Origin of the sequence: Streptomyces sp. NPDC051320 (assembly GCF_040682175.1) — a bacterium.
Lineage (GTDB): Bacteria > Actinomycetota > Actinomycetes > Streptomycetales > Streptomycetaceae > Streptomyces.
This window is the reverse complement of the sequence record NZ_JBFBAL010000006.1, coordinates 106,732-128,199: the sequence shown is the minus strand read 5'-3', so window position 1 is coordinate 128,199 and position 21,468 is coordinate 106,732. Positions and strand designations below refer to the sequence as shown.

Annotated in this window: 19 protein-coding genes; 10 read left to right on the top strand and 9 right to left on the bottom strand. The window is 69.4% G+C overall.

Translation table 11 applies throughout. The annotated features are described in order from the left end of the window. Positions 1-85: 85 nt before the first annotated feature. The 4 genes from hpnR to AB0M87_RS15365 all read left to right on the top strand — a co-directional run bounded on the left by hpnR (position 86) and on the right by AB0M87_RS15365 (position 3,975). Complete coding sequence (hpnR, locus tag AB0M87_RS15380) at positions 86-1,585, top strand: hopanoid C-3 methylase HpnR (RefSeq protein ID WP_365852908.1); 1,500 nt, start codon at positions 86-88, stop codon at positions 1,583-1,585. A 143-nt stretch (positions 1,586-1,728) separates the two neighbouring features. Next, positions 1,729-2,070 (top strand): DUF3140 domain-containing protein, encoded by a 342-nt coding sequence (locus AB0M87_RS15375; RefSeq protein ID WP_365853411.1) that lies wholly within the window; start codon positions 1,729-1,731, stop codon positions 2,068-2,070. Between the two features lie 25 nt (positions 2,071-2,095). Further along, entirely contained in the window at positions 2,096-2,860 is a 765-nt protein-coding gene (locus tag AB0M87_RS15370; protein ID WP_365852906.1) for an SsgA family sporulation/cell division regulator, read from the top strand. Positions 2,861-3,090: 230 nt separating this feature from the next. After that, entirely contained in the window at positions 3,091-3,975 is an 885-nt protein-coding gene (locus tag AB0M87_RS15365) for a SigB/SigF/SigG family RNA polymerase sigma factor (RefSeq protein ID WP_365852904.1), read from the top strand. A 57-nt stretch (positions 3,976-4,032) separates the two neighbouring features. Here the strand turns inward: AB0M87_RS15365 and AB0M87_RS15360 are convergent, their stop codons facing one another. The 7 genes from AB0M87_RS15360 to AB0M87_RS15330 form a co-directional block, all read right to left on the bottom strand. Beyond that, positions 4,033-5,217: a Vms1/Ankzf1 family peptidyl-tRNA hydrolase gene (locus AB0M87_RS15360; protein ID WP_365852902.1), complete on the bottom strand. Its 1,185-nt coding sequence runs from the start codon at positions 5,215-5,217 to the stop codon at positions 4,033-4,035. Positions 5,218-5,313: 96 nt separating this feature from the next. Beyond that, the gene (locus AB0M87_RS15355) at positions 5,314-5,889 is read right to left on the bottom strand and encodes a DUF1360 domain-containing protein (RefSeq protein WP_365852900.1); all 576 of its coding nucleotides are present in this window, start codon (positions 5,887-5,889) and stop codon (positions 5,314-5,316) included. A 115-nt stretch (positions 5,890-6,004) separates the two neighbouring features. After that, the gene (locus AB0M87_RS15350) at positions 6,005-6,562 is read right to left on the bottom strand and encodes a hemerythrin domain-containing protein (protein ID WP_365852898.1); all 558 of its coding nucleotides are present in this window, start codon (positions 6,560-6,562) and stop codon (positions 6,005-6,007) included. A 200-nt stretch (positions 6,563-6,762) separates the two neighbouring features. Then, on the bottom strand, positions 6,763-7,953 hold the full coding sequence (locus AB0M87_RS15345) for a ferritin-like domain-containing protein (RefSeq protein ID WP_365852896.1): 1,191 nt from the start codon (positions 7,951-7,953) through the stop codon (positions 6,763-6,765). Positions 7,954-7,973: 20 nt separating this feature from the next. Beyond that, the gene (locus tag AB0M87_RS15340) at positions 7,974-8,828 is read right to left on the bottom strand and encodes a PhnD/SsuA/transferrin family substrate-binding protein (RefSeq protein WP_365852894.1); all 855 of its coding nucleotides are present in this window, start codon (positions 8,826-8,828) and stop codon (positions 7,974-7,976) included. Next, complete coding sequence (locus AB0M87_RS15335) at positions 8,825-10,012, bottom strand: acyl-CoA dehydrogenase family protein (protein WP_365852892.1); 1,188 nt, start codon at positions 10,010-10,012, stop codon at positions 8,825-8,827. The genes AB0M87_RS15340 and AB0M87_RS15335 overlap by 4 nt, the downstream gene beginning before the upstream one ends. A gap of 51 nt (positions 10,013-10,063) precedes the next feature. After that, entirely contained in the window at positions 10,064-11,614 is a 1,551-nt protein-coding gene (locus AB0M87_RS15330) for an FAD-dependent oxidoreductase (RefSeq protein ID WP_365852890.1), read from the bottom strand. A 346-nt stretch (positions 11,615-11,960) separates the two neighbouring features. Here AB0M87_RS15330 and AB0M87_RS15325 point away from each other — a divergent pair, with 346 nt between their 5' ends. Together AB0M87_RS15325 and AB0M87_RS15320 are read left to right on the top strand one after the other, a co-directional pair. Beyond that, on the top strand, positions 11,961-13,145 hold the full coding sequence (locus AB0M87_RS15325) for an alcohol dehydrogenase catalytic domain-containing protein (RefSeq protein WP_365852888.1): 1,185 nt from the start codon (positions 11,961-11,963) through the stop codon (positions 13,143-13,145). A 96-nt stretch (positions 13,146-13,241) separates the two neighbouring features. After that, a complete protein-coding gene (locus tag AB0M87_RS15320) occupies positions 13,242-13,937 on the top strand; it encodes a UdgX family uracil-DNA binding protein (protein ID WP_365852886.1) in 696 nt (231 codons plus the stop codon). 22 nt (positions 13,938-13,959) lie between these two features. On the opposite strand, the gene AB0M87_RS15315 is transcribed toward AB0M87_RS15320, so the two are convergent. Beyond that, positions 13,960-14,940: an SDR family oxidoreductase gene (locus tag AB0M87_RS15315; protein ID WP_365852884.1), complete on the bottom strand. Its 981-nt coding sequence runs from the start codon at positions 14,938-14,940 to the stop codon at positions 13,960-13,962. A gap of 145 nt (positions 14,941-15,085) precedes the next feature. Between AB0M87_RS15315 and selD the strand changes: the two genes are divergently transcribed. The 3 genes from selD to AB0M87_RS15300 all read left to right on the top strand — a co-directional run bounded on the left by selD (position 15,086) and on the right by AB0M87_RS15300 (position 19,269). Continuing rightward, a complete protein-coding gene (gene selD, locus AB0M87_RS15310) occupies positions 15,086-16,123 on the top strand; it encodes a selenide, water dikinase SelD (RefSeq protein ID WP_365852882.1) in 1,038 nt (345 codons plus the stop codon). Between the two features lie 66 nt (positions 16,124-16,189). Beyond that, positions 16,190-16,927, top strand: a complete 738-nt coding sequence (locus tag AB0M87_RS15305; RefSeq protein WP_365852880.1) for a beta-phosphoglucomutase family hydrolase — start codon at positions 16,190-16,192, stop codon at positions 16,925-16,927. Continuing rightward, complete coding sequence (locus AB0M87_RS15300; protein ID WP_365852878.1) at positions 16,924-19,269, top strand: glycoside hydrolase family 65 protein; 2,346 nt, start codon at positions 16,924-16,926, stop codon at positions 19,267-19,269. Before AB0M87_RS15305 ends, AB0M87_RS15300 begins: the two co-directional genes overlap by 4 nt. On the opposite strand, the gene AB0M87_RS15295 is transcribed toward AB0M87_RS15300, so the two are convergent. Beyond that, the gene (locus AB0M87_RS15295; RefSeq protein ID WP_365852876.1) at positions 19,239-20,183 is read right to left on the bottom strand and encodes a polysaccharide pyruvyl transferase family protein; all 945 of its coding nucleotides are present in this window, start codon (positions 20,181-20,183) and stop codon (positions 19,239-19,241) included. The genes AB0M87_RS15300 and AB0M87_RS15295 overlap by 31 nt on opposite strands. 286 nt (positions 20,184-20,469) lie before the next feature. Here AB0M87_RS15295 and AB0M87_RS15290 point away from each other — a divergent pair, with 286 nt between their 5' ends. Continuing rightward, a complete protein-coding gene (locus AB0M87_RS15290) occupies positions 20,470-21,459 on the top strand; it encodes an NAD-dependent epimerase/dehydratase family protein (RefSeq protein WP_365852874.1) in 990 nt (329 codons plus the stop codon). Positions 21,460-21,468 lie beyond the last annotated feature (9 nt).

Below are 21,468 nucleotides of genomic sequence, written 5' to 3'. Positions count from 1 at the left end.
TGTGGCAGGCCGGCGGCGAGCCTCAGCACGGGTGTGCCGGCGGGACGGCATAAAGGAGAGCCCTGCTGTCGACCGGAGGCATCACATGCGTCTGATGCTCGTCCATCCGAGTTCACTGATGTACTCGGAGATCTTTCTCCGTCTCGAACCGTTGGGTCTGGAACGGGTCGCGGCAGCCGCCCGGGACGCCGGACACGACGTGCGGGTGGTGGATCTGCAGGTTCTGTCGCGCGGTCTCCTGGACCGGGAGATCGCCTCATTCGCCCCGGAAGCGCTGGGCATCTCACTGAACTACCTGGCCAATGTCCCCGAGGCCATCGAGATCGCGCAGCAGGTCAAAGCGACGGTGCCGGGGTGTTTCGTCTTCTTCGGCGGCCACAGCATCTCGTTCATCGCCGAGCACGTGCTGGCCCAGGCGGACGGGGCTGTCGACGCGATCGTGCGCGGCGAGGGCGAACCGGCGGTCGTACCGCTCCTCCAGGCCGCCCGGGACGGCGGGCTGAAGACGGTACCGGGGGTGGTCTGTGCCGAAGGCCGCGGACCGGCACCGACCATGCTGGAGACCCTCGACTTCCCCCGGCCGGCACGTGACCTCATGCGCAAACGCAACCGGTACTTCATTGGTGAACTCGATCCCTGCGCCTCCATCGAGTTCACCCGGGGCTGTCCCTGGGACTGTTCGTTCTGTTCCGCGTGGACCTTCTACGGCCGCAGCTACCGCAAGGCGTCCGCCGAGGCGGCGGCGGAGGAGATGGCCTCCATCCGGGAACCCAACGTGTTCATCGTCGACGATGTGGCGTTCATCCGTCCCGAGCACGGCCACGGGATCGCCGCCGAACTGGAGCGCCGCCGCATCCGGAAGAAGTACTACCTGGAGACGCGCAGTGACGTGTTGCTGCGCAACCAGGACGTGTTCGAGCGCTGGACACGCCTGGGACTTCGCTACATGTTCCTGGGCATGGAGGCCATCGACGCCGATGGCCTCGACCTGTACCGGAAACGGGTGAGCCCCGACGAGAACATCCGGGCCCTGGAGGTGGCGCGGAAGCTGGGGATCAGTGTGGCGATCAACCTCATCGTCGACCCCGGCTGGGACGAGGAACGGTTCCGCGTCGTCAGGGAGTTCGCACTGTCCGTTCCGGAGATCGTGCACCTCACGGTGATGACCCCTTACCCGGGGACCGAGATCTGGCACACCGAGGCCCGCCAGTTGACCACGCGGGACTATCGGCTCTTCGACATCCAGCACGCCGTGGTACCGACGACGTTGCCGCTGGACGTCTTCTATCGGGAACTCGTCCGTACCCAGTCGGTCATCAACCGCAAACACCTGGGCCTGAGTACCGCGATCGGGGCGCTGGGCGTACTGGGTCGGAATCTCGCGCACGGGCAGACCAACTTCGCCAGGATGCTCTGGAAGTTCACTCAGGTCTACAACCCCGGGCGCCAACTCGCTGATCACCAGCGTCATGTCCGTTATGAACTGCCCCTGCCGAAACAGCCCAGTACCCCCAACCGCCAGGACCTGTACATCCACACCAAGCCGGCTGCACGGCGTTCCCCTGCCACGCCGGCCGCCGAATAGGCGGAGATGCCACCCGGTAGGTTTCGCCCGCCGGGCGCCGGGCACTCGCATGCCCGGCGCGCCGAACGGCACCGCTGACGACCGATCCGCACTCTCCGCGTCAACCCGTGGGCGCAGAGCGCAGGGAGGACTCCGTGGCAGACATCTCCGAGTTGGAGCTGGACGCGTTGTGGGAGGGATTTCACAGCGCGGTCAACATGACCTCGCAAGAACTGGCCGCCTGGCTGCGCGTCGACGACGCGGCCGAGGACAGTGAATCTCTGCCGGAGGACGCCGGAGCGGGAATCGGTCAGCAGGTCCTCTCGATTCTGCAGAAGCGGCGGACCGATGTGACCGACGAGGACGTCCGTGTCATGTACTTCGTCGTCGACAGCGTCGAAAGCCGGCGTGATGATGCCGGCGACAACGATCCCGAGGCGGGAGGGACGCAATGGCGCCATCAACTGATGCGGCTGGGACACGACCCACTCAAGGCGTCGGCCTGACGCCTACGGCATTCTGAGGGCCGACATGCTGATTCTTTCCCGTCGTGACGAGGACTGTCTGGTGATCGAGGTGCACGACGTCATCGACGGTGAAAACGCATCGTCCCTTCAGCGACAGTTGTTCGATCTCATCGAGGGGGAGCAGCAGAACAGCGTCGTGCTCGACGTGCATGCTCCGCTGCTGTATGCATCTGCCCTGACTGTCCTACTGGCTTGTCACCAGCGCGCCGACGCGGACGGGCACCGATTGCTGGTGCTGTTGCGCGAGCCCCTGACCCGCACCGTGGTACGGCTGGCGGGACTCCACGACGTGCTCAACATCATCACGTCCTTGCCGTCGGCCGGCCGGAGCGTCCCGAAGCCGGATCTCCCGGCCGCCCGAAGCCTCAGTATCACGATGGCGGCCCATCACTACCTCGGACTCCAGCGGGGACTCGCGCTGTTGGCGCGGTTCGAGTACGCACCGGCGGATCCCTTCGTGGTCACGCTGACGCTGGGTGTCGGTGAGGCGGAGCAGGCATGCTGGCGGCTCTCTCGCGAGCTGCTGCAGGCCGGAATGGACGCACGAGCGGGGATGGGCGACGTACGGGTGTGGCCGGCCCCGGGGCGCGGCGTATCCGGAACACTGCGCTTGCGGATCGGCCCGGAGGGAGACGGCGCCCTGTTCGAAGTGGATCGCTCGAGGCTTGCGGCCTGGCTGTCCCGCACCTTCGACGTCGTGCCACCGCAACGGGAGGGCGAGCACGTCGACTGGGACGCCGAAGCCCGCCATCTTATCGCCGACTCGTAGCCCGGCAGAGCCGTCCGAAGGGGCCTGCCGGGCTCCTGTGGTGCCGGTAGTGCGGTGGCACAGTGGGCTGTTTGATGGGTGAATGGTGGGGCAGGCGATTTTTCGTGCTTCGGCCAGTAGGCACGCGCCGTGGGAGCGGCGCGCATCGCATGCCGTGGCCCCGGCGGGCCCGGTCCGGTGAGCTGGTCCCGCGGAGATCCGTCCGGCTGCATGCCCGAGGAGCAGATGGAATGCGAACTCCCGCCCCGTCCCGCCGCCCGCACGACGACTCCCCTGACACATCCGCCGCTTTCCAGCGCCTGGCGACTCTGCCCTGCGGCCCGGAGCGTGATGCCGTGCGGGAGGAGCTCGTCAGGGCCTGGCTGCCCATGGCCGAACGTATCGCGAGCCGATTCCGCAACCGGGGAGAGTTCCTCGAGGATCTGCGCCAGGTAGCAGCGCTGGGGCTCGTCAAAGCGGTTGACGGTTATGACGTCGAGCGCGGGGCGTTCGAAAGTTACGCCGTCCCGACGATCACCGGGGAGATCAAACGGCACTTCCGCGACCGTATGTGGACGTTGCATGTGCCGCGTCGCGTGCAGGATCTGCGCAACACCGTGCGCGCCGCGCGCAAGGAGCTTCAGGCGGGCGGCAGCAGGGAGCCGACCATCGAGCAGATCGCCGCCCATACGGGACTGAGCGAGGACGACGTGCGGGCCGGGCTGGAGGCGCTGGACAGCTTCACGGCCCTGTCGCTCGACGCGGAGCTGCTCGGCACCGACGGTGGGTTCAGCTTCAGCGACACGGTGGGCGCACCGGACGCGGCGTTCGACGTCATCCTCGCCCGGGAAGCCGTCAAGCCCGCTCTGCGCCGCTTGCCCGAGCGGGAACAGAAGGTGCTTTACCTGCGCTTCTTCCGCGGCATGACACAGAGCCAGATCGGTGCCGAACTGGGGCTTTCCCAGATGCACATATCGCGGCTGATCAGCAGGACGTGTGCACGCGTGCGGGAGCAGGCCCTCCGTGAGCGCGCCCCCGGGCGGTCGCTCGACGCCGAGGGAGACGGCGGCGGGGCCGCCGGTGCACGTAGGCGGCACAGCGCCCGGGTCGACGCCCGGCCCTCAAGGCCTCGGTGATCCGCTGAGCGGCCGAGGACCGGGCGGCATCACCTCAAGGGCCGGGTCCCGGCCGCATCACCGGGTGCCGGGCTCCGGCTGGGAGTGCTCGCCGCCGTAGGACCAGCGCAGCAACGCCCCGAGACCGCCGACCGGTGTCGTGCCGGCGGAGTCGCCGTGCCCGGCGCCGGCGTCGCTGCTGGGCAGGATCACGGCTTCCGCGTCGGTCATCGCCACCGAACGCAGCAGGGCGTCGTCAGCGGGAGCGGCGAAGGGCTCGGGCTCACCCAGGGACCGGGCATCGGTACGACGCAGCGCGATCTGGTCGGGATCCGGGCCCGCCCAGACCTCGCGGTGCACATCCGGGCCGTCCGGCTGCAGGAAGAGCGTGTCGATGCGGTGCTCGCGGGCTGCCTCGATCAGAGCCGGTATCCCCTCCGCGGCGTCCAGGTGACCGCCGGAGAGCGTCCGGGCCTCCTGGAAGTGTGCCAGCTCGTCGGCCGTGCGGCGGCGGACGTACTCCTCGCGTGCCCGCGCGATGTCCTCGTCGAGCAGCGGGGTCGCCGAGCCCGCCGCGCGGCCGGCCCGATCCGTTTCGACCGCTGTGGCCGCCAGGTTCTGCGGGAGACGATCACGTACATACCGTCGTTCCCGCTCGTCACCGGCCAGCACTATCAGGTCGGCGCCGGTCTCCTCCTGACACCTCTGCAGTGCCTCGGCGACGATCTGCGCGTTCTCTTCCCAGGTGTTCTCCACACTCAGCTGGAAGTGACGTTCCGACCAGTCGACGGACGAGGTGCGGTGGATGGGCCAGGTCCTGCCGGTCACCTGGCCCGCGGGTTGCTTCTCGACCTCGGTGCGCAGCTCGAAGTCGGCTCCGGTGCGGTCGATGTAGGCGACGAGACAGACGGGCTCGGCCGGCGCCAGCTCCAGCAGCGGGCCGACATGCGGCAGTGGTGACCAGGTGCTGGCCGATTCGCGGGGAGGCCGGACACTCAGCGGGGGATCGAGAACCACTTCGCCGTGTGCCGCGAAGAGCGCGCGCCCGGCGGCGCCTGCGCCGTGCGAGTAGGCGCCAAGCGCCTCACGGACCGCCCGGCAGGTGGCTTCGTCGGCCCCTTGCTCGGTCAGATCCCGAGCGACCTGCCGGGCTTGCAGCTCCCGCCGGTCCAGAGTCGCTTCGTCGGCGACGGAGGTGTCGACGTAGACGGTCGCCCAGGGCCCCGGACGCTCGAAGAGGGGCGCGAGAGGTGCGAGCTTCATGGTTTCTCCAGGAATCGGTGCGAGTCTTCCGGGAGGAGCGAGTACCCGACGAAGTAGGCGTTACGCGGGCATACGGTCCGGGTTTCCTCGGCCGGATCAGTTGTCCACTTGCTGCTGGGTGAAGCTCCAGGCGTACTGCAACCAGTCCGAGACCGTGGCGGCGGTGAGCCCGGCTGCGATCAGCCGGGTGGCACGGGGGACGGTTGCGTACCCGCAGACGAGGCCGCCGGCGACCCACGCTCCCAGGCAGAACGGGCACGCCAGGAGCTCCCCGGCGGCCAGGCGCAGGCCATGTCCGCGGGGCGCGTCCGTGACTTCGCTGGCACTGATCACCTCCTGGCGCCTGGTGAAGGGCGCTCGGACGAAACTGGTGATCTTGTCCTTGGCCACCAGGCGCGACGTCTTGTAGGCGGCGGTGCCGAGCAGGAACAGATCCCACGGCGGCACGTCGGACGGCAGCACCCGTCCGCTTCTGCGCGCCCAGAGCGCGAACAGCCCCGCACCACTGGTGAAGACCGCGGCAAGCGTGGCGTAACCGGCGAGCGGCAGCTCTTCGTCCGGCGCGTACCCACCGCCGTCCGAGGAGCCCCCGCCGCTCGCGTCGCCGGTCGAGGGGGAGGGGTTGACCGGCCCTTCGGGACCTTCCGCTGCTTCCAGGGGATTGAATGCCATGACTGTCTCCCGCTCACATCCGGGCGCTGCCGACATCGGCGCCGACCGGCTTCGATGACGCCGACGCCTTTCGAAGCCGCCGGGTACCCTCGTCGCCGCGTCCCGCACCTGCTGCTCAGTGGCTGCGACCGCTGAGCAGATCGCGGACCCGGTCCACGAGACCCGCACCAGGTGCGAGGAGCTTGTTGGCGGGCGGGGCGCTCGGAGCGGAGGGATGCGGGCGGGTCGGCGCCGTCTGCTTGGCGCGGCGGACCTTGTCACCGAGCTCTTCGAGCATCTCCGGTGTACAGGCGGCGGTCAGCATGGGGAACAGCCGTCCTTCCTCGTCCCGCACGTGATCGGCGACCTCGAACTTCAACTTCGCCACCAGGTTGTCGAAATTCGCGTCCTCCGCGCTCAGGCCCTCGAGATCCTTGAGCAGGTGCTCCACCTTGGCGTGGTCGCCGATCTCCTTGTCCGCGAGTTCCTCGCCCCCTTCGACGTGCGCCCGCACCGCCGGGTACAGATACTGCTCCTCCGCGACCGAGTGCCGAATCAGCTCCGCCGTCAGTTCGTCCGTGAGTTCCCGCCGACGGGGATTTCCCAGCGGCTGCTCCTCGATCTTCGTGAACAGCGCATCCACCTCGCGGTGATCGGTGGTGAGCTCCGCGATCACGTTCCCGCCGTGTGCCATCCCGGGCCAGTCCCTTCGTCGTCGTACCGGCGCGTGAGGGTGCTCCGCTCCGCTTCAGCTGCTGCGCCCACCCCGGCAGGGCGGGCAAGAACCGATGTACCGCACCGACCACCGGCGCTACGCCGGGCGGAGCGGAACTCACTCCGACGGCCGAGGCATTCGCCGTGAGCGGTCGGTGCGCCTAGCGGTGCGCGTGGCGGTTACATGAAGTTGCGCGTGTGCAGCATGGACAGTTCGGCAGCCTCATCATCGGGAAAGCCCAGGCGGACGAGCCGGTGGCGTCGGCCTTCGTCCATCTCCGCCTGCAAGGACTGGACCGCGCTGTACCCGTGGGCGATCGCCGTCGAAGTCCACGAACCGGCGGCGAGGACCACCAGCGCGTCGAAGACGTCCCGGTTCAGCCCCGCGGTGTCGATGAGGGCCGTATGGCGGCGCTCCACCGCGGCGCGCAAGCGGGCACGGAGGCTCGGATCGAGCGACGCCTGGTGTTCGAGGTGAGCCATCCCGAAGGCCACATGTCTGGCCTCGTCCTGGCGGACCAGCCGGGTGATCCGGCGGGTCACGGGATCGGGGGCGTGCCGGTCGAGGAAGGAGAGCAGATGGAGAAAGCTCCCCTCACCCAGTACCGACAGCAGAAACGAAGCGATGGTGAAATCCGGCTCGGACACCAGGGTGGCGAGCGAAGCGCGGCCACCGGCGGACGAGGTGCCCATCTGCCCGCCCTTGAGCAGCGCCCTGCGGGTGAACACCTCGACATGCCGGGCCTCGTCGGCGGCCTGCACGGCGAGCAGCTGCAGGACCTCCCGGAAGTGCGGGTGCACTTGCGCGAGCAGCCGGCCGGGGATGACCAGCGCGGCCTGTTCGTTCTCCACCAGATACGTCATCACCTGTACCACGGCGTCCTCCACCTCGTCCGGCAGGTGGAAGTCCGCATCCCACGGCACCGCCGAGGCGGGGTCCCACTGGGCGGCAGCCGCGTGCGCGTACAACCGGGGTGCCAGATCCGCCCAGGCGATGCTGCGCTCCGTGACGCCGAAGAGCACGTCCGGACCGCCTGCCTCGACCAGCGCGCCGCGGGCGGCGAGCCCCCAGTGCGGCGGCGGGCTTGCGACCGTCTCTGCGGGGGCGGGCCCGCCGGCCCGCTCGGCGCCGTGCCAGCGGTCGACCGCGGCCCGGCCCCGAACGACCCGGGCGCCCGCGAGCCCGCCCGCGGACGTCTCCGGAAGGACCCGATGGCCCTCCTGACGACACCAGACCGCCAGGTGCACGGCCAGCGCCGGATCGTGGCCGACGACCTCGATGGCCGTGCCGCAAGGCACCTGCGCCAGCGCCCGTTGCACCAGCAGGTGGGCGCCCCGCTCGAAGCCCAATTCCCCCAGGTCCACCCGCACGACAGGAGGTCCCCCGGACGTCACGGGTGGTAACCCGTTGCCGTCACCCGGCCGTCCGCGGCATAGAAGCCCGCCTCGTCCACCGCGGTGGTCAGCGCTCCGTAGCCGCTCTCCCGCCCCGGACACCATGCGGTGAGTCCTTCGAGGTCGAGCAGTCGGCGGACCTCCGGGTCGGCGTACGACATCGCAAGCAGCAGGCCGGTAAAGGTGACGGCGAGTTCCGCGGAAAGCGTCCCGCCACCCGCCATGAGGCAGTGATCGTACGGCTCCGTCCGGGTCAGGATCCGGGTGCTCCCCGGTGGCAGGGTGCCGTCCCGGCCGAACAGCAGGTGATTGGCGTCGATCATGCAGGCCGCCGCCACCTCCCCGGCGACGAGCGCCCGGGCGGCCTCCCGTTCGCCACCGATGTGGTCACCGTGCAGGCCGGTCCCGGTGTCGAAGCGACGCACCCGGAAGGTGTCGTCCGACCGCAGACCGAACCGCCGCAGGTACGACAGCGGAAGGAGGGTGGCCTGGGGTGAGTCGACGGCCCCCACCGCCACGGTCAGGCCCTTGAGGTCGGCCACCGAGGTGTACGGAGAGTCGGCCCCGACCACCACCACGGAGGTCAGGTCCCGGTCGGTGTCACGCATGACCAGCGGGCTGACGTCCACACCGCGGGCAGCTGCCAGGCGGCGTGTGCGGACCCAGGCGAGCGGAGACTGCCAAGCGGCCTGCAGGCGGCCGTCGACGAGGTCCTCCGTCTGGCGCTCGTAATGCGAATACAGGACGAAGTCGAACGGCAGGCCCTGATCGCGGAGCCAGGAGCGGAACCCTTCCCAGATCGTGACGACTTTGGGGTCGTACGCCACCGCGCCCATCACCAGCGCCTTCATCGGGCTTCCTCGAACAGCGGGAGGCCCAGCTCGGCGCGGCCGGCGAAGTCGTACAGTGCCTCGGTCGTCGGCGCCATGACACGGGCGGCCAGGGCGTCCCGGAATCTCCGCTCCACGCCCAGCTCCCGCCGGAAGGCGGACCCCCCGCACAGCCGCATGACGCCGTCCGCCACATCGCCTGCCGCCTCGGCTGCCACGGCTTTGGCCTGCAGTACGCGAAGCATCGCGTTCTCCCGCCCCGCCGCGAGAGCCGTCAACGTGTCGTCGAGAAACGTGCGCACCCCGTCCGTGCGCATCCGCAGTCGGGCGTACGTCTGCCGCGGCACCGGCTGCTCCGACAGGTTCCGGTCGAGGTGCACCAATCGGGTGCTCATGAGGTGCTCGCGGGCGATCGCGGTGAGAGCCTCCATGACGCCGAGCGAGAAGGCGGCACTCAGCACCAGGAAACACGGCAGCACCTTTTCCAGGGCCACGTCCAGACCGCTGCCGTCGGGGCCCAGCATGGCCGACGCCGGCACGGAAACTCCCCTGGCGGTCACCGGACTCGACGCGTTGCCCCGGAGCCCGAATCCGTCGTAGTCACCCTGCACCTGGAGGCCGGGCGTGGCGCTGGGCACCAGCCACATCGTCATCGGGCCCGGCGAACTCAGCGCTCTGCTCGACCAGACGTAGCTGTCGGCCCGGCCCGCCGAGGTGACCCAGGACTTCTTGGCATCGAGACGGACCGTGTCACCCTCGGTGGTCGCCGTGCCCGCCGGCACCCAGAAGTGGCTGCGGGTTCCCGTTTCGGAGAAGGCCAGCGTGGACAGATGGCTGCCGCCGGCGACCGAGCGCCGTACGTCCTCGGGACCGTATGCCTCGATCACGGTGGTGGCCGCGTAATGCATCAGCAGCACCATGGCGGTGGAGCCGCACACGGCGGCCAGGCGTTCGATGACCTGGCAGGCTTCGGCGAGGCCGGCGCCACCGCCACCGAGCTCAGGGGGACTCATCAGACCGAGCACACCCCCGCGCCGGAGAGCAGCGATGCTCTCCGCGGGAAACCGCCCATCGCGGTCCACCAGGTCGGCCTGTGGTGCCACGCTCTCCTGGAGAACCGACTCGAGACCGTCCCCGAGGAGGTCGGTGCCGTGGGGACCGGCACTGTGGGGACCGGCACCGGGGGCGGGAGCGGTTACTGTCATTCTTCCTCGTTTCCTCATGCTGCTGCTGGTGGGCGCGGAACTGCGAGTAGGTCAGTCGCCCTCTGCGGCCGTCACCTCCACCGTTTCGAGCGGCCGGAGGGCCGGCCCCTGCAGAACGGCGCCGTCCACCCCGAAGCGAGACCCGTGGCAGGGGCACTCCCAGGTGGTCTCAGCCGCGTTGAAGGCCACCAGGCAGCCCAGGTGGGTGCAGCGGGCGGACACCGCATGGGCGGTGCCGCTCTCGTCCCGGTAGACGGCGCAGCGCCGCCCGTCCATCCGGACCACCGCACCGGAACCGGGCGGGATATCGGCCACCGACCCCACATGACTCGTCCGCAGCCGGTCACCGATGAAGTGACTGCCGACTTCGGCCTGTTGCCTCAGCAGGGCGGAAGCCTCGCGCAGCGTGCTCCACAGCCGGCGCGGGTCGTACAGCTCGGCCCACGGCGGCGGGTCGCCGCTGATCAGGCGGGTGAGCAGGCCCCCGGCCATGACACCGCCGCTCATGCCCCAGCCGCCGAAGCCGGTGGCGACGTACGTGTGGCGGGCGCCCGGATGGAAGGGCCCGACGAGAGGGACCGTGTCGGTGGAGTCGTTGTCCTGGGCCGCCCAGTGAAAGGCGGTGTCACCCACGGCGAAATGCTCGTGCATCCAGGAATCCAGACGGCGAAACCTTTCGCGCGGCTCTCCGGTCCCGGGGGTGAAGCTCTCGCCGGTGACGATGAGCAGCCGCCGGCCGTCACTGAGCGGGGCGGTGCGCACGGACCGCTTGCCCTCCTCTTCGGTGATGTACATCCCGCCGGGATCCTGATCGGACGGCAGCGGCGCCGCGACCGCGAGTTCGCGACGCGGGCTCAGCCTGGCGAAGAGCAGCGCGCGGTCGAAAACGGGGTACTGCGTCGCCACCACCACGTCGCGCGCCGTCACGCTGTGGCCGGACTCGGCCGTGACCTCGCAGGGGGAGCCCTCGGACAGCCCGGTGATCCTGGTCCGCTCGAAGACGAGCCCGCCGCGCGCCCGCAGATCCTCGGCGAGGGCGAGCAGGTACTTCCGGGGGTGGAACTGGGCCTGGCCGTCGACGCGTACCGCGCCGCTGACGGCGAACGGAAGATCGGTCTCCGTCACATAGGCCGCCGTAAGGCCCGCGTCGGCAGCCGCCTTCGCTTCCGCCTGGAGTGCGGACGTCCCGCCCGGGTCAACGGCGTACGTGAAGGCGCTGAGATGTTCCAGATCGCACTCGATACCGAGTTCGGCGACGATCTCGGCCACCCGCTCCACGGCGCCCTGCTGGGACCGGGCGTACAGGTGGGCCGCCTCCTGCCCCCGCGTCCGGCACAACCGGTCGTACACCAGTGTGTGCAGTGAGGACAGCTTGGCGGTGGTGTAACCCGAGACCCCGGCCGCGATGCGGTCGGCCTCGAGGACGGCTACGCTTCGGCCCGTCCTGGCCAGCTCCCAGGCCGTGCTGAGTCCGGCGATCCCGCCACCCACCACGGCCACGTCGACATCGACGTGCCGGCCCAGGGCCGGGTAGGAAGTGGCGTTGCTCGTCTTCATCCAGAACGAATCGGCGTGGCCCGGAAGTTGAATCGAATCCGTCATGAGCTGTTTCCTTCGTCGGAACGAGTGCCGGACACGGCGGAGCCGTCGCACCGTCCCGCACCCACGCCGGACGGCCCAGGTGCAGGAGGCTCCCCGACCACCTTGGTGTACGGCGCCGCGGCCCTTCGCGGTCGCCTCGCCCGGATGCCACCGAATGGCGGATACCCCCGGCGCGATGGGGCACTCGGTTCGACGGCGGCTCGACAAACGGGCGGGCGCGATGAAGCCGACCAGAATGGGTACAAATCACCCGAAGATTGTTCTGTTCTGGAGGCCGACGCTCACCGCAGGAGGGCCGAACCGGGATCGGGGGGACCGCGCATCATCCGACTGAGGAGCAGACGCAATGAAAGCACTGACCTGGCACGGCAAGCGCGATGTCCAGGTGGACACCGTGGACGACCCCAGGATCCAGGACCCCACAGACGTGGTGGTGAAGGTGACCACGACCGGGTTGTGCGGGTCCGACCTGCATCTCTACGAGGTGCTCGGGCCGTTCCTCGAAGCCGGCGACATCCTGGGCCATGAACCGATGGGTATCGTTGAGGAAGTGGGCCCCGGGGTGACCACGCTGCGTCCTGGCGACCGCGTGGTGATCCCCTTCAACGTGTCGTGCGGCACCTGCTTCATGTGTGAGCACGGACTGCAGTCACAATGCGAAACGACCCAGGTGCACGAGCACGGCAGTGGTGCGTCGCTGTTCGGTTACACCAAGCTGTACGGCCAAGTGCCGGGCGGACAGGCCGAGTACCTGCGGGTGCCCTTCGGGAACACGCTGCCCATCGCCGTTCCGCCCGGCCCGCCGGACGAACGCTTCGTCTACCTTTCCGATGTGCTGCCGACCGCCTGGCAGGCGGTGGAGTACGCGGCGATTCCGCCCGGTGGCAGCGTCGCCGTGCTCGGGCTCGGGCCGATCGGCGACATGAGCGCCCGCATCGCGGCACATCGCGGTGCCGGGCTGGTCATCGGCATCGACCTGGTACCGGAGCGGCTCGCACGGGCCGAGGCGCGGGGTGTCCACACGCTCGACCTCAACGAGCACGGCAAGGACATCGCGCAGGTGGTCCGTGATCTCACCGACGGTCGCGGCCCGGACGCGGTCATCGACGCGGTCGGCATGGAAGCCCACGGCGCTCCGGCGGCCAAAGGGGCTCAGCAGATGACCACGGTGCTGCCCGGCAGCGTCGCCGCGAAGATGATGCAGCGCTTCGGTGTCGACCGGTTGGCCGCCCTGCAGCTGGCGATCGAACTGGTCCGCCGAGGCGGGACCATATCGCTGTCCGGCGTCTACGGCGGCATGACCGACCCCCTGCCGCTGCTGACCATGTTCGACAAGCAGATTCAGCTGCGGATGGGTCAGGCCAACGTATGGCACTGGGTGGACGATCTGCTTCCGCTCCTCACCGACGAGGATCCTCTCGGCGTCGACGACTTCGCGACTCACCGCCTGCCGCTGAACGAGGCTCCGCACGCGTACGAGATGTTCCAGAAGAAGCAGGACGGCGCGGTGAAGGTGCTGTTCACGCCCTGACCGAACCCACGCCCTGACCGAACCCACGCCCTGACCGAACCCACGCTCCGACCGAACCCACGCTCCGACCGACCGACATCGCAGGAGGCGGGCCGCATGCCCACCAGCACCGGGCGGGACGCCCCGTCGAGCGCCGCGGACTATCTCCCCTCGCGGGGCGGTCTCCCGGCGCTGCGGCGTGCCGCAGCCGACTGTCGGGGGTGCGCGTTGTTCGAGGGCGCCACCCAGACGGTCTTCGGCTCGGGCACCAGGACAGCACGCATCGTGCTGGTGGGGGAGCAGCCGGGTGATCAGGAGGACAGGAGCGGCGAGCCTTTCGTGGGGCCTGCGGGACGGCTGCTGCGCAAGGCCCTCGCCGAGGCCGGGATCGAGGAGGACGATGCCTACTTCACGAACGCGGTCAAGCACTTCAAGTTCGCTCAGTCAGCGCCCGGCAAGCGCCGTATCCACAAACCCCCGAGTCTGCACGAGATGACGGCGTGTCGCCCCTGGCTGGCCGCTGAACTGAAGGTCATCGATCCTCACCTGGTGGTAGCTCTCGGGGCCACCGCGGGTAAAGCCCTGCTGGGTGGTTCCTTCCGGGTGAACGAGCAGCGTGGCCGGCTCCTGCCGGTGCCTTCCTGGGAGGAGCTGGGCCACAGTGCCCCAGCGGACGCCTCGGTCACCTCGGACGGCGCGCACTGCCTGGTCGCTACGGTGCACCCCTCGGCCGTGCTCAGGGCCACGGACCGGCAGGGCGCCTACGGCGGATTGGTCTCCGACCTCCGGATGGCTGCCGGCGCCCTGGAATGAGGGCTTACGCGCCGACGTAGCCTTACGCGGCCCGCTGGTTGTAAGCCCTGGCGGCGCGGTCGTTGAGTGCGCTGCCCCAGGCGCGGAGCTTCCGCGCCACCGGGTGGGAGGGGGGCTCGACCGAAGCGCCTTCGCGAAGGGCACCGCCGTCGCCATCCGCAGCGGGCAGCGCCCTGGCCGACAGGGCGGTGAGCCGGGTGGTGAGCGCCGGCGCCACGCCGTGAGCGAAGCCTGCCGCCCGGGCCGCAGGCGTGAGGACGATGCGCGTACGCCGTCGCTGCACACCCCGGACGATGGCCTTCGCCGCGCGGCCGGCATCCATTGAGACCAACGGCGTGCCCGCCAGTGCGGAGAACCAGGCGAACTCCTGCCGCTGCGGGCCCCCGAACTCCGCGTGCAGATGCGAACCCGTACGCATCAGCCCCGGGTGAACGGCCGTGACAGTGACGCCGTCGGGAGCGGCTTCGGCGTAAAGGCCTTCCGCCAGTGCCCCCACGGCCGACTTGGCGCAGGAGTACGGGAGCAGATGCGGTACACCGAGCAGACCGCCGACCGAACCGATCAGGGCGAGCCGCCCGCCGGCCCGGCTCCGGCGCAGGTGCGGCAGCGCCTCCAGCGATGTGTGCAGCGCGCCGTGGAAGATCGTGTCCATCGCGGCATCGAACTCGTCGGCGCCGATGGACTTCACGGGCGCCACCTGAATGATCCCCGCATTGGCGATGACGACGTCGATGCCACCGCAGTACTGAGCGGTGGCGTCGAACATCTCCCGGACCGCCTCCCGGTCGCGTACGTCGCACACGGCAGTGCGAATGTGCGCCCCGGGCCGCTGGTGGAGGAGTTCCTCGGCCCGCTTCAGCTCCTCGCCGTCCCGGGCCACTATCGTCACCGTACAGTTCTGCGCAGCCAGTTGGCGGGCCATGAGCAACCCCAGGCCCCGTGAGCCGCCGGTGACCACGGCTGACAGACCTGACATGGACGGCGGAGCGGTCAGAGGTGACATCAGGTGCCTCCTTGGATGTGCCTGAAGTGGGTAGGGTGCAGGAGCGGCCGGCGGACAGGAGCGCCCACCGGGGAGATGCGGCTGCCTCCCGAGTGACCGGCTGCCGGGTGGGAAAACATCTGTGGACGTCCTGCTGAGGAGCGCGATGCGAGCCGTTGACGAAGCCCTGGCCACCCCCGTTCGCCTGACGCAGTACGCGCACGGTGGCGGGTGTGCCTGCAAGATCCCGCCGGGCGAACTCGAGGAGATGGTCGCGGGGCTGACACACGCCCCGCTGTCCGCCCGCCACGCCTCCCGGCTCGTCGTCGGCATGGAGACCGGCGATGACGCGGCCGTGGTGGCGCTGCCCGGCCCCGGGCCGGGCGGGACCGCGGTCGTGGTCACCGCAGACTTCTTCACGCCGGTGGTGGACGATCCGTACGACTGGGGGCGGATCGCCGCGGCGAATGCGCTGTCCGACGTGTACGCCATGGGCGGGCAGCCGGTCGTGGCGGTCAACTTGTTGGCCTGGCCGCGCGAAGTGCTTCCGTTCGAACTCGCCAGGGAGGTGCTGCGGGGCGGGCTGGACATCGCTTCGGAGGCGGGATGCCACATGGGAGGCGGTCACAGCGTCGACGATGTGGAGCCCAAGTACGGCATGGCGGTGACAGGCATCGCGGATCCGGCCCGGCTGTTGCGCAACGACACCGGGGCTCCCGGAACCCCCTTGTCGCTGAGCAAGCCACTCGGTCTCGGGGTGCTCAACAACCGGCACAAGGCCACCGGCGAACGGTTCGAACAGGCGGTGTCGACCATGGTGGCCCTCAACCGGGGAGCGGCGGAGGCCGCTGTCGGCGCAGGTGCCACCTGTGCCACCGATGTGACGGGCTTCGGGCTTCTGGGCCATCTGTACAAAATGGCCCGCGCCTCGGGCGTGACCGCGGTGATCGACGCGGCCGCCGTGCCGTATCTGGACGGCGCCCGGGCAGCCGTCCGTGACGGCTATGTCAGCGGCGGAACCCGACGCAACCTGGAGTGGGTCTCCCCGCACTGCGATTTCGGCGACGCCGACGAGGAGACCCGGCTTCTGCTGGCCGACGCGCAGACCTCCGGCGGGCTGCTCATCGCCGGTGAGATCCCCGGAGCCCCCGTGATCGGTGAGCTGGTGGCCCGCCGGGAGGACACCCTCGTCATCCGCGGATGACCGGCGTGCGAGCGGAATCGGCCACGGCAGGTATGCCGGAGGTGTCTGGCGGGGAAGGCGCCCACTATGAAACTTGGACTGCCGGACGGAATCAGGGCCTGTCTGTTCGATCTCGATGGAGTCATCACCAAGACGGCGGTCGTGCACGCAGCCGCCTGGAAGGAAATGTTCGACGCCTTCCTCCGTGAGCGTGGCGGCCCCGACTTCCGTCCGTTCGACCCGGTGACGGATTACGACGAATACGTCGACGGGCGTCCCCGTGCCGACGGCGTGCGGACGTTCCTCGCCTCCCGCGGCATCTCGCTCCCCGAGGGAAGCCCGGACGACGCGCCGGAAGAGAACACCGTGGGCGGCCTCGGGCACCGCAAGAACATCCTGGTACTGGAGAAGATCCGCACCCAGGGGGTCGACGCCTATCCAGGGTCCCTCAAGTACCTCGAAGCCGTCAGGGCCAAGGGCCTGCGCACGGCTGTCGTCTCGTCCAGTACGAACTGCCGCGACATCCTGAAGGTGGTCGGCGCGCAGTCTCTCTTCGAGGTGCGGATCGACGGCGTGGTGGCGGCCGAGCGGAAAATCCCCGGCAAGCCCCGGCCCGACACGTTCCTGGAAGCAGCCCGTGAGCTCGGGGTGGCGCCCGCCGAAGCCGCGGTCTTCGAGGACGCGCTCGCGGGCATGGACGCCGGGAAAGCCGGCCACTTCGGCTACGTCGTGGGGGTGGACCGGGTGGGCCAGGCCGACGCACTGCGCGCCCACGGGGCCGACCGGGTCGTGGAAGACCTCGCCGAGCTGGAGGAAAACTCGTGATCAGCCATTCCTTCTACACGGTCGAAGCCTGGGCGTTGCGCGAGAGTGCGCTCAGCCTTGACGTGCTCCCGCAGAGCGAGTCGGTCTTCGCCCTGTCGAACGGCCACATCGGCTGGCGCGCAAACCTGGATGAGGGGGAGCCGTTCGGCCTGCCCGGTACCTACCTGAACGGTGTGCACGAACTGCACCCGTTGCCCTACGCGGAGGCGGGATACGGCTACCCGGAGTCGGGCCAGACGGCCATCAACGTCACCAACGGAAAGATCATCAGGCTGCTGGTCAACGACGAACCGTTCGATCTCCGCTACGGCAAGCTGCACTCCCACGAGCGAGTGCTGGACCTGCGCAGTGGGCTGCTGCGCAGGACCTGCGAGTGGACATCACCGGCCGGTGGGACGGTACGGGTGCGTTCGACCCGGCTGGTCTCCTTCACCCAGCGGGCCATCGCCGCGGTGGCCTACGAGGTCGAGCCGGTGGACGCCGAGGTGCGCGTCGTCGTGCAGTCCGAGCTCGTGGCCAACGAGCAGTTGCCGCAGACCACCAAAGACCCCCGCGTCGCGGCCGGTCTGGAAGCACCGCTCATCGCGGAGGAGGACGTCGCCTCCGGTATGCGTCTGCGTCTGGTGCACCGTACCTCTCGCAGTGGGCTGCGTGTGGCGACAGCGGCGGATCACGTGATCCACGGTCCAGAACCCACCCGGACGAGCTGTGAGAGCAGCGGTGATGTCAGCCGGCTGACCGTCACCTCGGTGCTCGCCCCCGGCGAGCGTCTGCGGATCGAGAAGATGATCTCCTACGGCTGGTCAGGGGTCCGCTCACTCCCGGCGCTCCGCGATCAGGTCGATGCCGCGCTGGCCGGAGCGCGGAGTACCGGCTGGGAAGGTCTGGCCCACGAGCAGCGCCACTTCCTCGACGAGTTCTGGGCCGGCGCCGATGTGGAGGTGGAGGGTGACGGCGAGATCCAGCAAGCGGTCCGGTTCGCGCTCTTCCACGTCCTGCAGGCCGGTGCGCGCGCGGAGAAGCGTGCCATCCCCGCCAAGGGGCTGACGGGGTCGGGCTATGACGGCCACTCCTTCTGGGACACCGAGGCCTTCGTGCTGCCACTCCTGACCTACACCTCGCCGCACGCGGTGCAGGAAGCGCTGCGCTGGCGCCACGAAACCCTCCCCGCCGCCCGGGACCGCGCGACTCAGTTGGGTCTGGCCGGTGCGGCATTCCCGTGGCGCACCATCGATGGCGCCGAGTGCTCGGCGTACTGGCCGGCCGGTACCGCGGCATTCCATGTGAACGCCGACATCGCCGACGCCGTCGTACGGTACGTGTCCGCCACCGGCGACACCGACTTCGAGGGCGAAGTCGGTGTGGACATCCTGGTGGAGACCGCACGCCTGTGGAGCTCACTCGGACACCATGACCACCACGGCCGCTTCCACATCGACGGTGTCACCGGCCCCGACGAGTACAGCGCGGTCATGGACGACAACACGTACACCAACCTGATGGCTCAGGCCAACCTGCACGCCGCTGCGGACGCGGTGGAGCGGCACCCGCAGAAAGCGGCGTCGCACGGGGTCGACGACGAGGAGAGTGCCGCCTGGCGGGACGCGGCGGAGGCCATGTGGGTGCCGTACAACAAGGAACTGGGCGTGCATGAACAGCACTCCGGATTCACCGGCCACCAAGCCTGGGACTTCGCCGGCACACGTCCCGACCAGTATCCGCTGATGCTCCATTTCCCGTATTTCGACCTGTACCGCAGGCAGGTCGTCAAACAGGCCGACCTGGTGCTGGCCATGTACATGCGCGGTGACTACTTCGGGGCGGAGCAGAAGGCTCGCAATTTCGACTACTACGAACCGCTGACCGTCCGGGATTCCTCGTTGTCGGCCTGCTGCCAGGCGGTCGTCGCCGCCGAGGTCGGCCATCTGCGCCTCGCCTACGACTATCTGGTCGAAGCGGCTCTGATGGACCTGGAAGACCTGGAGAACAACACCCGCGACGGGCTGCACATCGCCTCGCTGGCCGGCACCTGGATGGCTCTGGTCGCGGGCTTCGGCGGCATGCGTCACCGGGGCACATCACTGGAGTTCGCGCCGAGACTCCCGGAGAAGTTCAGCCGCCTCGCGTTCAAGGTCAAGTTCATGGGACGGTGCCTGCAGGTGGAGGTCAAGCGGTCGGACGTCACCTACACGCTGCTCGAGGGAGAGTCGCTGAGCATGCGGCATCACGGCGAACTGTTCACCGTCCCACGCGGAACATCCGAGACGCGTCAGATTCCGCGTCTCGCACCGCGACCCGCCCCGCGGCAACCTCAGGGGCGAGAGCCGAACCGCGGTTCCTGACCGATTCGCGCTGCTCTCCCGTGCATGAGGCGGGCCCGCCGCTCGGCGGCAGCCCGGCCGGCGGGGGAGAGGCACCAGGACCACCACCTGTCCAACAGGGCGGGTGACTCGGCACCTGCGGCAACGAGGGCCGGCCACCGCAACGCACGCGCCTGAGCCGAAACCTTGGCCCCTCCCTGGACGGGGTCGACCGCGATGACCGGGGTCCCCGCGCGCAGGGACAGCACCATGCCGTGCAGGCGGGTGGTGAGCACGAGGTCGAACTTTTCGGCGAGCGCCATGAACTGTTCAGCGGTCGCACAGTGCCGCCAGTCGTCGATGGCCAGCCGGGTGTCCGCTTCCACCCGTGCGCAGTCCTGCTGACCGACCCAGCCGGTGAGACGCTCGTTGACGTCCGTGTGACGCCGCAGCGTGCCGTACTCGCCCTGTCCGCCCGTCAGCAGGACACCGACCACCGGCGGCCGCCGACCGAGCGGCGCCGTCGCGGACATGTCCAGCCGGGGCCCGCCGGGCAGGCCGTCCCGCGCCACGACATGGTCGAACGACGTGACGGCGGGGTCCCGGCGATCGACGACCGTCACATCGACGGCGAGCCGCCTGCACCGCTCGAAGCGGCGGTGCAGTGCGAGGAGCTGATCGCCGTGCGCAGGACCACAGACGAAGAGCAGCCGACCGTAGGACGCCGGCTCGGCGTCCTCCAACGTCAGCGCGCCCGGCCGGAAACCGGGGCTCCACGCCGTGTCGTGCGCGACACCCGCTTGGTCCAGTGCCAGCGACATCCGTTGCTGGGCCATGAGATCCCCGACGGTGACCTCACCGTCGAGAAAGCTGAACCAGCCGGTCAGCAGGAGACGACCGGTGTCGTACGGCGGCGTACGGAGGGTCTCCAGTACGTCGAGTGCGGGGTCGCGCATGCGTCACTCCTTTCCGGGGACGTCCGCGGTGGCGAGGTGCCCGAAAACCCGGGTACCCCACTGCACCGGGACATCCGAAGCTGCACAAAAAGCTTCGACGTGTGAAAGTGACTGACAAGGGAACTCCACTCTCTGTCCTCGTTGGGGCCCATAAGGGTCACTGTGAGCGACACCGGCCAGGGGCCGACGGATATCCGCTCCCGTCTCCGTTCGGTCGCCGGCAGCCCCGGAGTGCACCCCGCGGGCGCGCACCGCCAACCCCCACCCATGGACGGAGGGCCCCGTTATGACATCGACCACCACCCACGCCCCGTGGCGACGTGCCGCGGTGACGGGCGGGGCCGGCTTTCTCGGCTCACACCTCTGTGAGCGGCTGTTGGATTCGAATGTCGAAGTTGACTGCGTGGACAATCTGCTCTCCGGATCGGCCGGAAACGTCCAGCACCTCGTCGATCGGCCGGGCTTCCGGTTCCTCGAATGCGATGTCTCGTCGCCGGACAGCGTCGCGATGCTCGACGGCCCGTACGACCTCGTCCTGCACTTCGCCTGCCCCGCCTCACCGGCCGACTACTTGCGCTGGCCGCTGGAAACGCTGGACGTCGGGAGTCTCGGTACGCGCAACATGCTGGCCGTGGCCCACCGCCACGGCGCACGCTTCCTGCTCGCCTCCACCTCGGAGGTGTACGGCGACCCCTTGGTGCACCCACAGCGCGAGGACTACTGGGGCAACGTCAATCCGGTGGGCCCGCGCAGCGTGTACGACGAGTCCAAGCGGTTCTCCGAGGCCCTCGTCACCGCCCACGCCGGGACCAGGGGAACCGACGCGGGCATCGTCAGAATGTTCAACACCTACGGGCCGCGGATGCGCGCGCACGACGGCCGCGCGGTACCCACCTTCGTCAGCCAGGCACTGGCCGGCGAGCCGCTCACCGTCGCCGGGGACGGAAGCCAGACCCGTTCGCTCTGCTACGTCGACGACACCGTCGAGGGCGTACTGCTGGTGGCGGCCAGTCACTCGGTCCGCCCGGTCAACATCGGCGGAGGAGACGAAGTCACCATGCTGGAGCTGGCCCGCCGGGTGGTGGCGGTCACCGGATCGCACTCCCGCATCGAGTTCATCGAGCGCCCGACGGACGACCCCGCGCGGCGCCGTCCGGACACCACGCTGGCGCGCGAACTGCTGGGCTGGGAACCCACCGTGCCCTGGGAGGACGGCATCAAACGGACCATCGCCCACTTCGCCTCGCTGACCGAACATCCAGCACTGCAGTCCTGACGGAGGCAA

What these genes read in the sequence shown, in the direction of transcription:
- AB0M87_RS15315 (WP_365852884.1), bottom strand. Translation starts at nt 14,940, where the DNA reads ATGTCACCTCTGACCGCTCCGCCGTCCATGTCAGGTCTGTCAGCCGTG.
- AB0M87_RS15330 (WP_365852890.1), bottom strand. Translation starts at nt 11,614, where the DNA reads ATGACGGATTCGATTCAACTTCCGGGCCACGCCGATTCGTTCTGGATG.
- selD (WP_365852882.1), top strand. Translation starts at nt 15,086, where the DNA reads ATGCGAGCCGTTGACGAAGCCCTGGCCACCCCCGTTCGCCTGACGCAG.
- AB0M87_RS15360 (WP_365852902.1), bottom strand. Translation starts at nt 5,217, where the DNA reads ATGAAGCTCGCACCTCTCGCGCCCCTCTTCGAGCGTCCGGGGCCCTGG.
- AB0M87_RS15320 (WP_365852886.1), top strand. Translation starts at nt 13,242, where the DNA reads ATGCCCACCAGCACCGGGCGGGACGCCCCGTCGAGCGCCGCGGACTAT.
- AB0M87_RS15295 (WP_365852876.1), bottom strand. Translation starts at nt 20,183, where the DNA reads ATGCGCGACCCCGCACTCGACGTACTGGAGACCCTCCGTACGCCGCCG.
- AB0M87_RS15340 (WP_365852894.1), bottom strand. Translation starts at nt 8,828, where the DNA reads ATGAAGGCGCTGGTGATGGGCGCGGTGGCGTACGACCCCAAAGTCGTC.
- hpnR (WP_365852908.1), top strand. Translation starts at nt 86, where the DNA reads ATGCGTCTGATGCTCGTCCATCCGAGTTCACTGATGTACTCGGAGATC.
- AB0M87_RS15365 (WP_365852904.1), top strand. Translation starts at nt 3,091, where the DNA reads ATGCGAACTCCCGCCCCGTCCCGCCGCCCGCACGACGACTCCCCTGAC.
- AB0M87_RS15350 (WP_365852898.1), bottom strand. Translation starts at nt 6,562, where the DNA reads ATGGCACACGGCGGGAACGTGATCGCGGAGCTCACCACCGATCACCGC.
- AB0M87_RS15290 (WP_365852874.1), top strand. Translation starts at nt 20,470, where the DNA reads ATGACATCGACCACCACCCACGCCCCGTGGCGACGTGCCGCGGTGACG.
- AB0M87_RS15335 (WP_365852892.1), bottom strand. Translation starts at nt 10,012, where the DNA reads ATGACAGTAACCGCTCCCGCCCCCGGTGCCGGTCCCCACAGTGCCGGT.
- AB0M87_RS15325 (WP_365852888.1), top strand. Translation starts at nt 11,961, where the DNA reads ATGAAAGCACTGACCTGGCACGGCAAGCGCGATGTCCAGGTGGACACC.
- AB0M87_RS15370 (WP_365852906.1), top strand. Translation starts at nt 2,096, where the DNA reads ATGCTGATTCTTTCCCGTCGTGACGAGGACTGTCTGGTGATCGAGGTG.
- AB0M87_RS15305 (WP_365852880.1), top strand. Translation starts at nt 16,190, where the DNA reads ATGAAACTTGGACTGCCGGACGGAATCAGGGCCTGTCTGTTCGATCTC.
- AB0M87_RS15355 (WP_365852900.1), bottom strand. Translation starts at nt 5,889, where the DNA reads ATGGCATTCAATCCCCTGGAAGCAGCGGAAGGTCCCGAAGGGCCGGTC.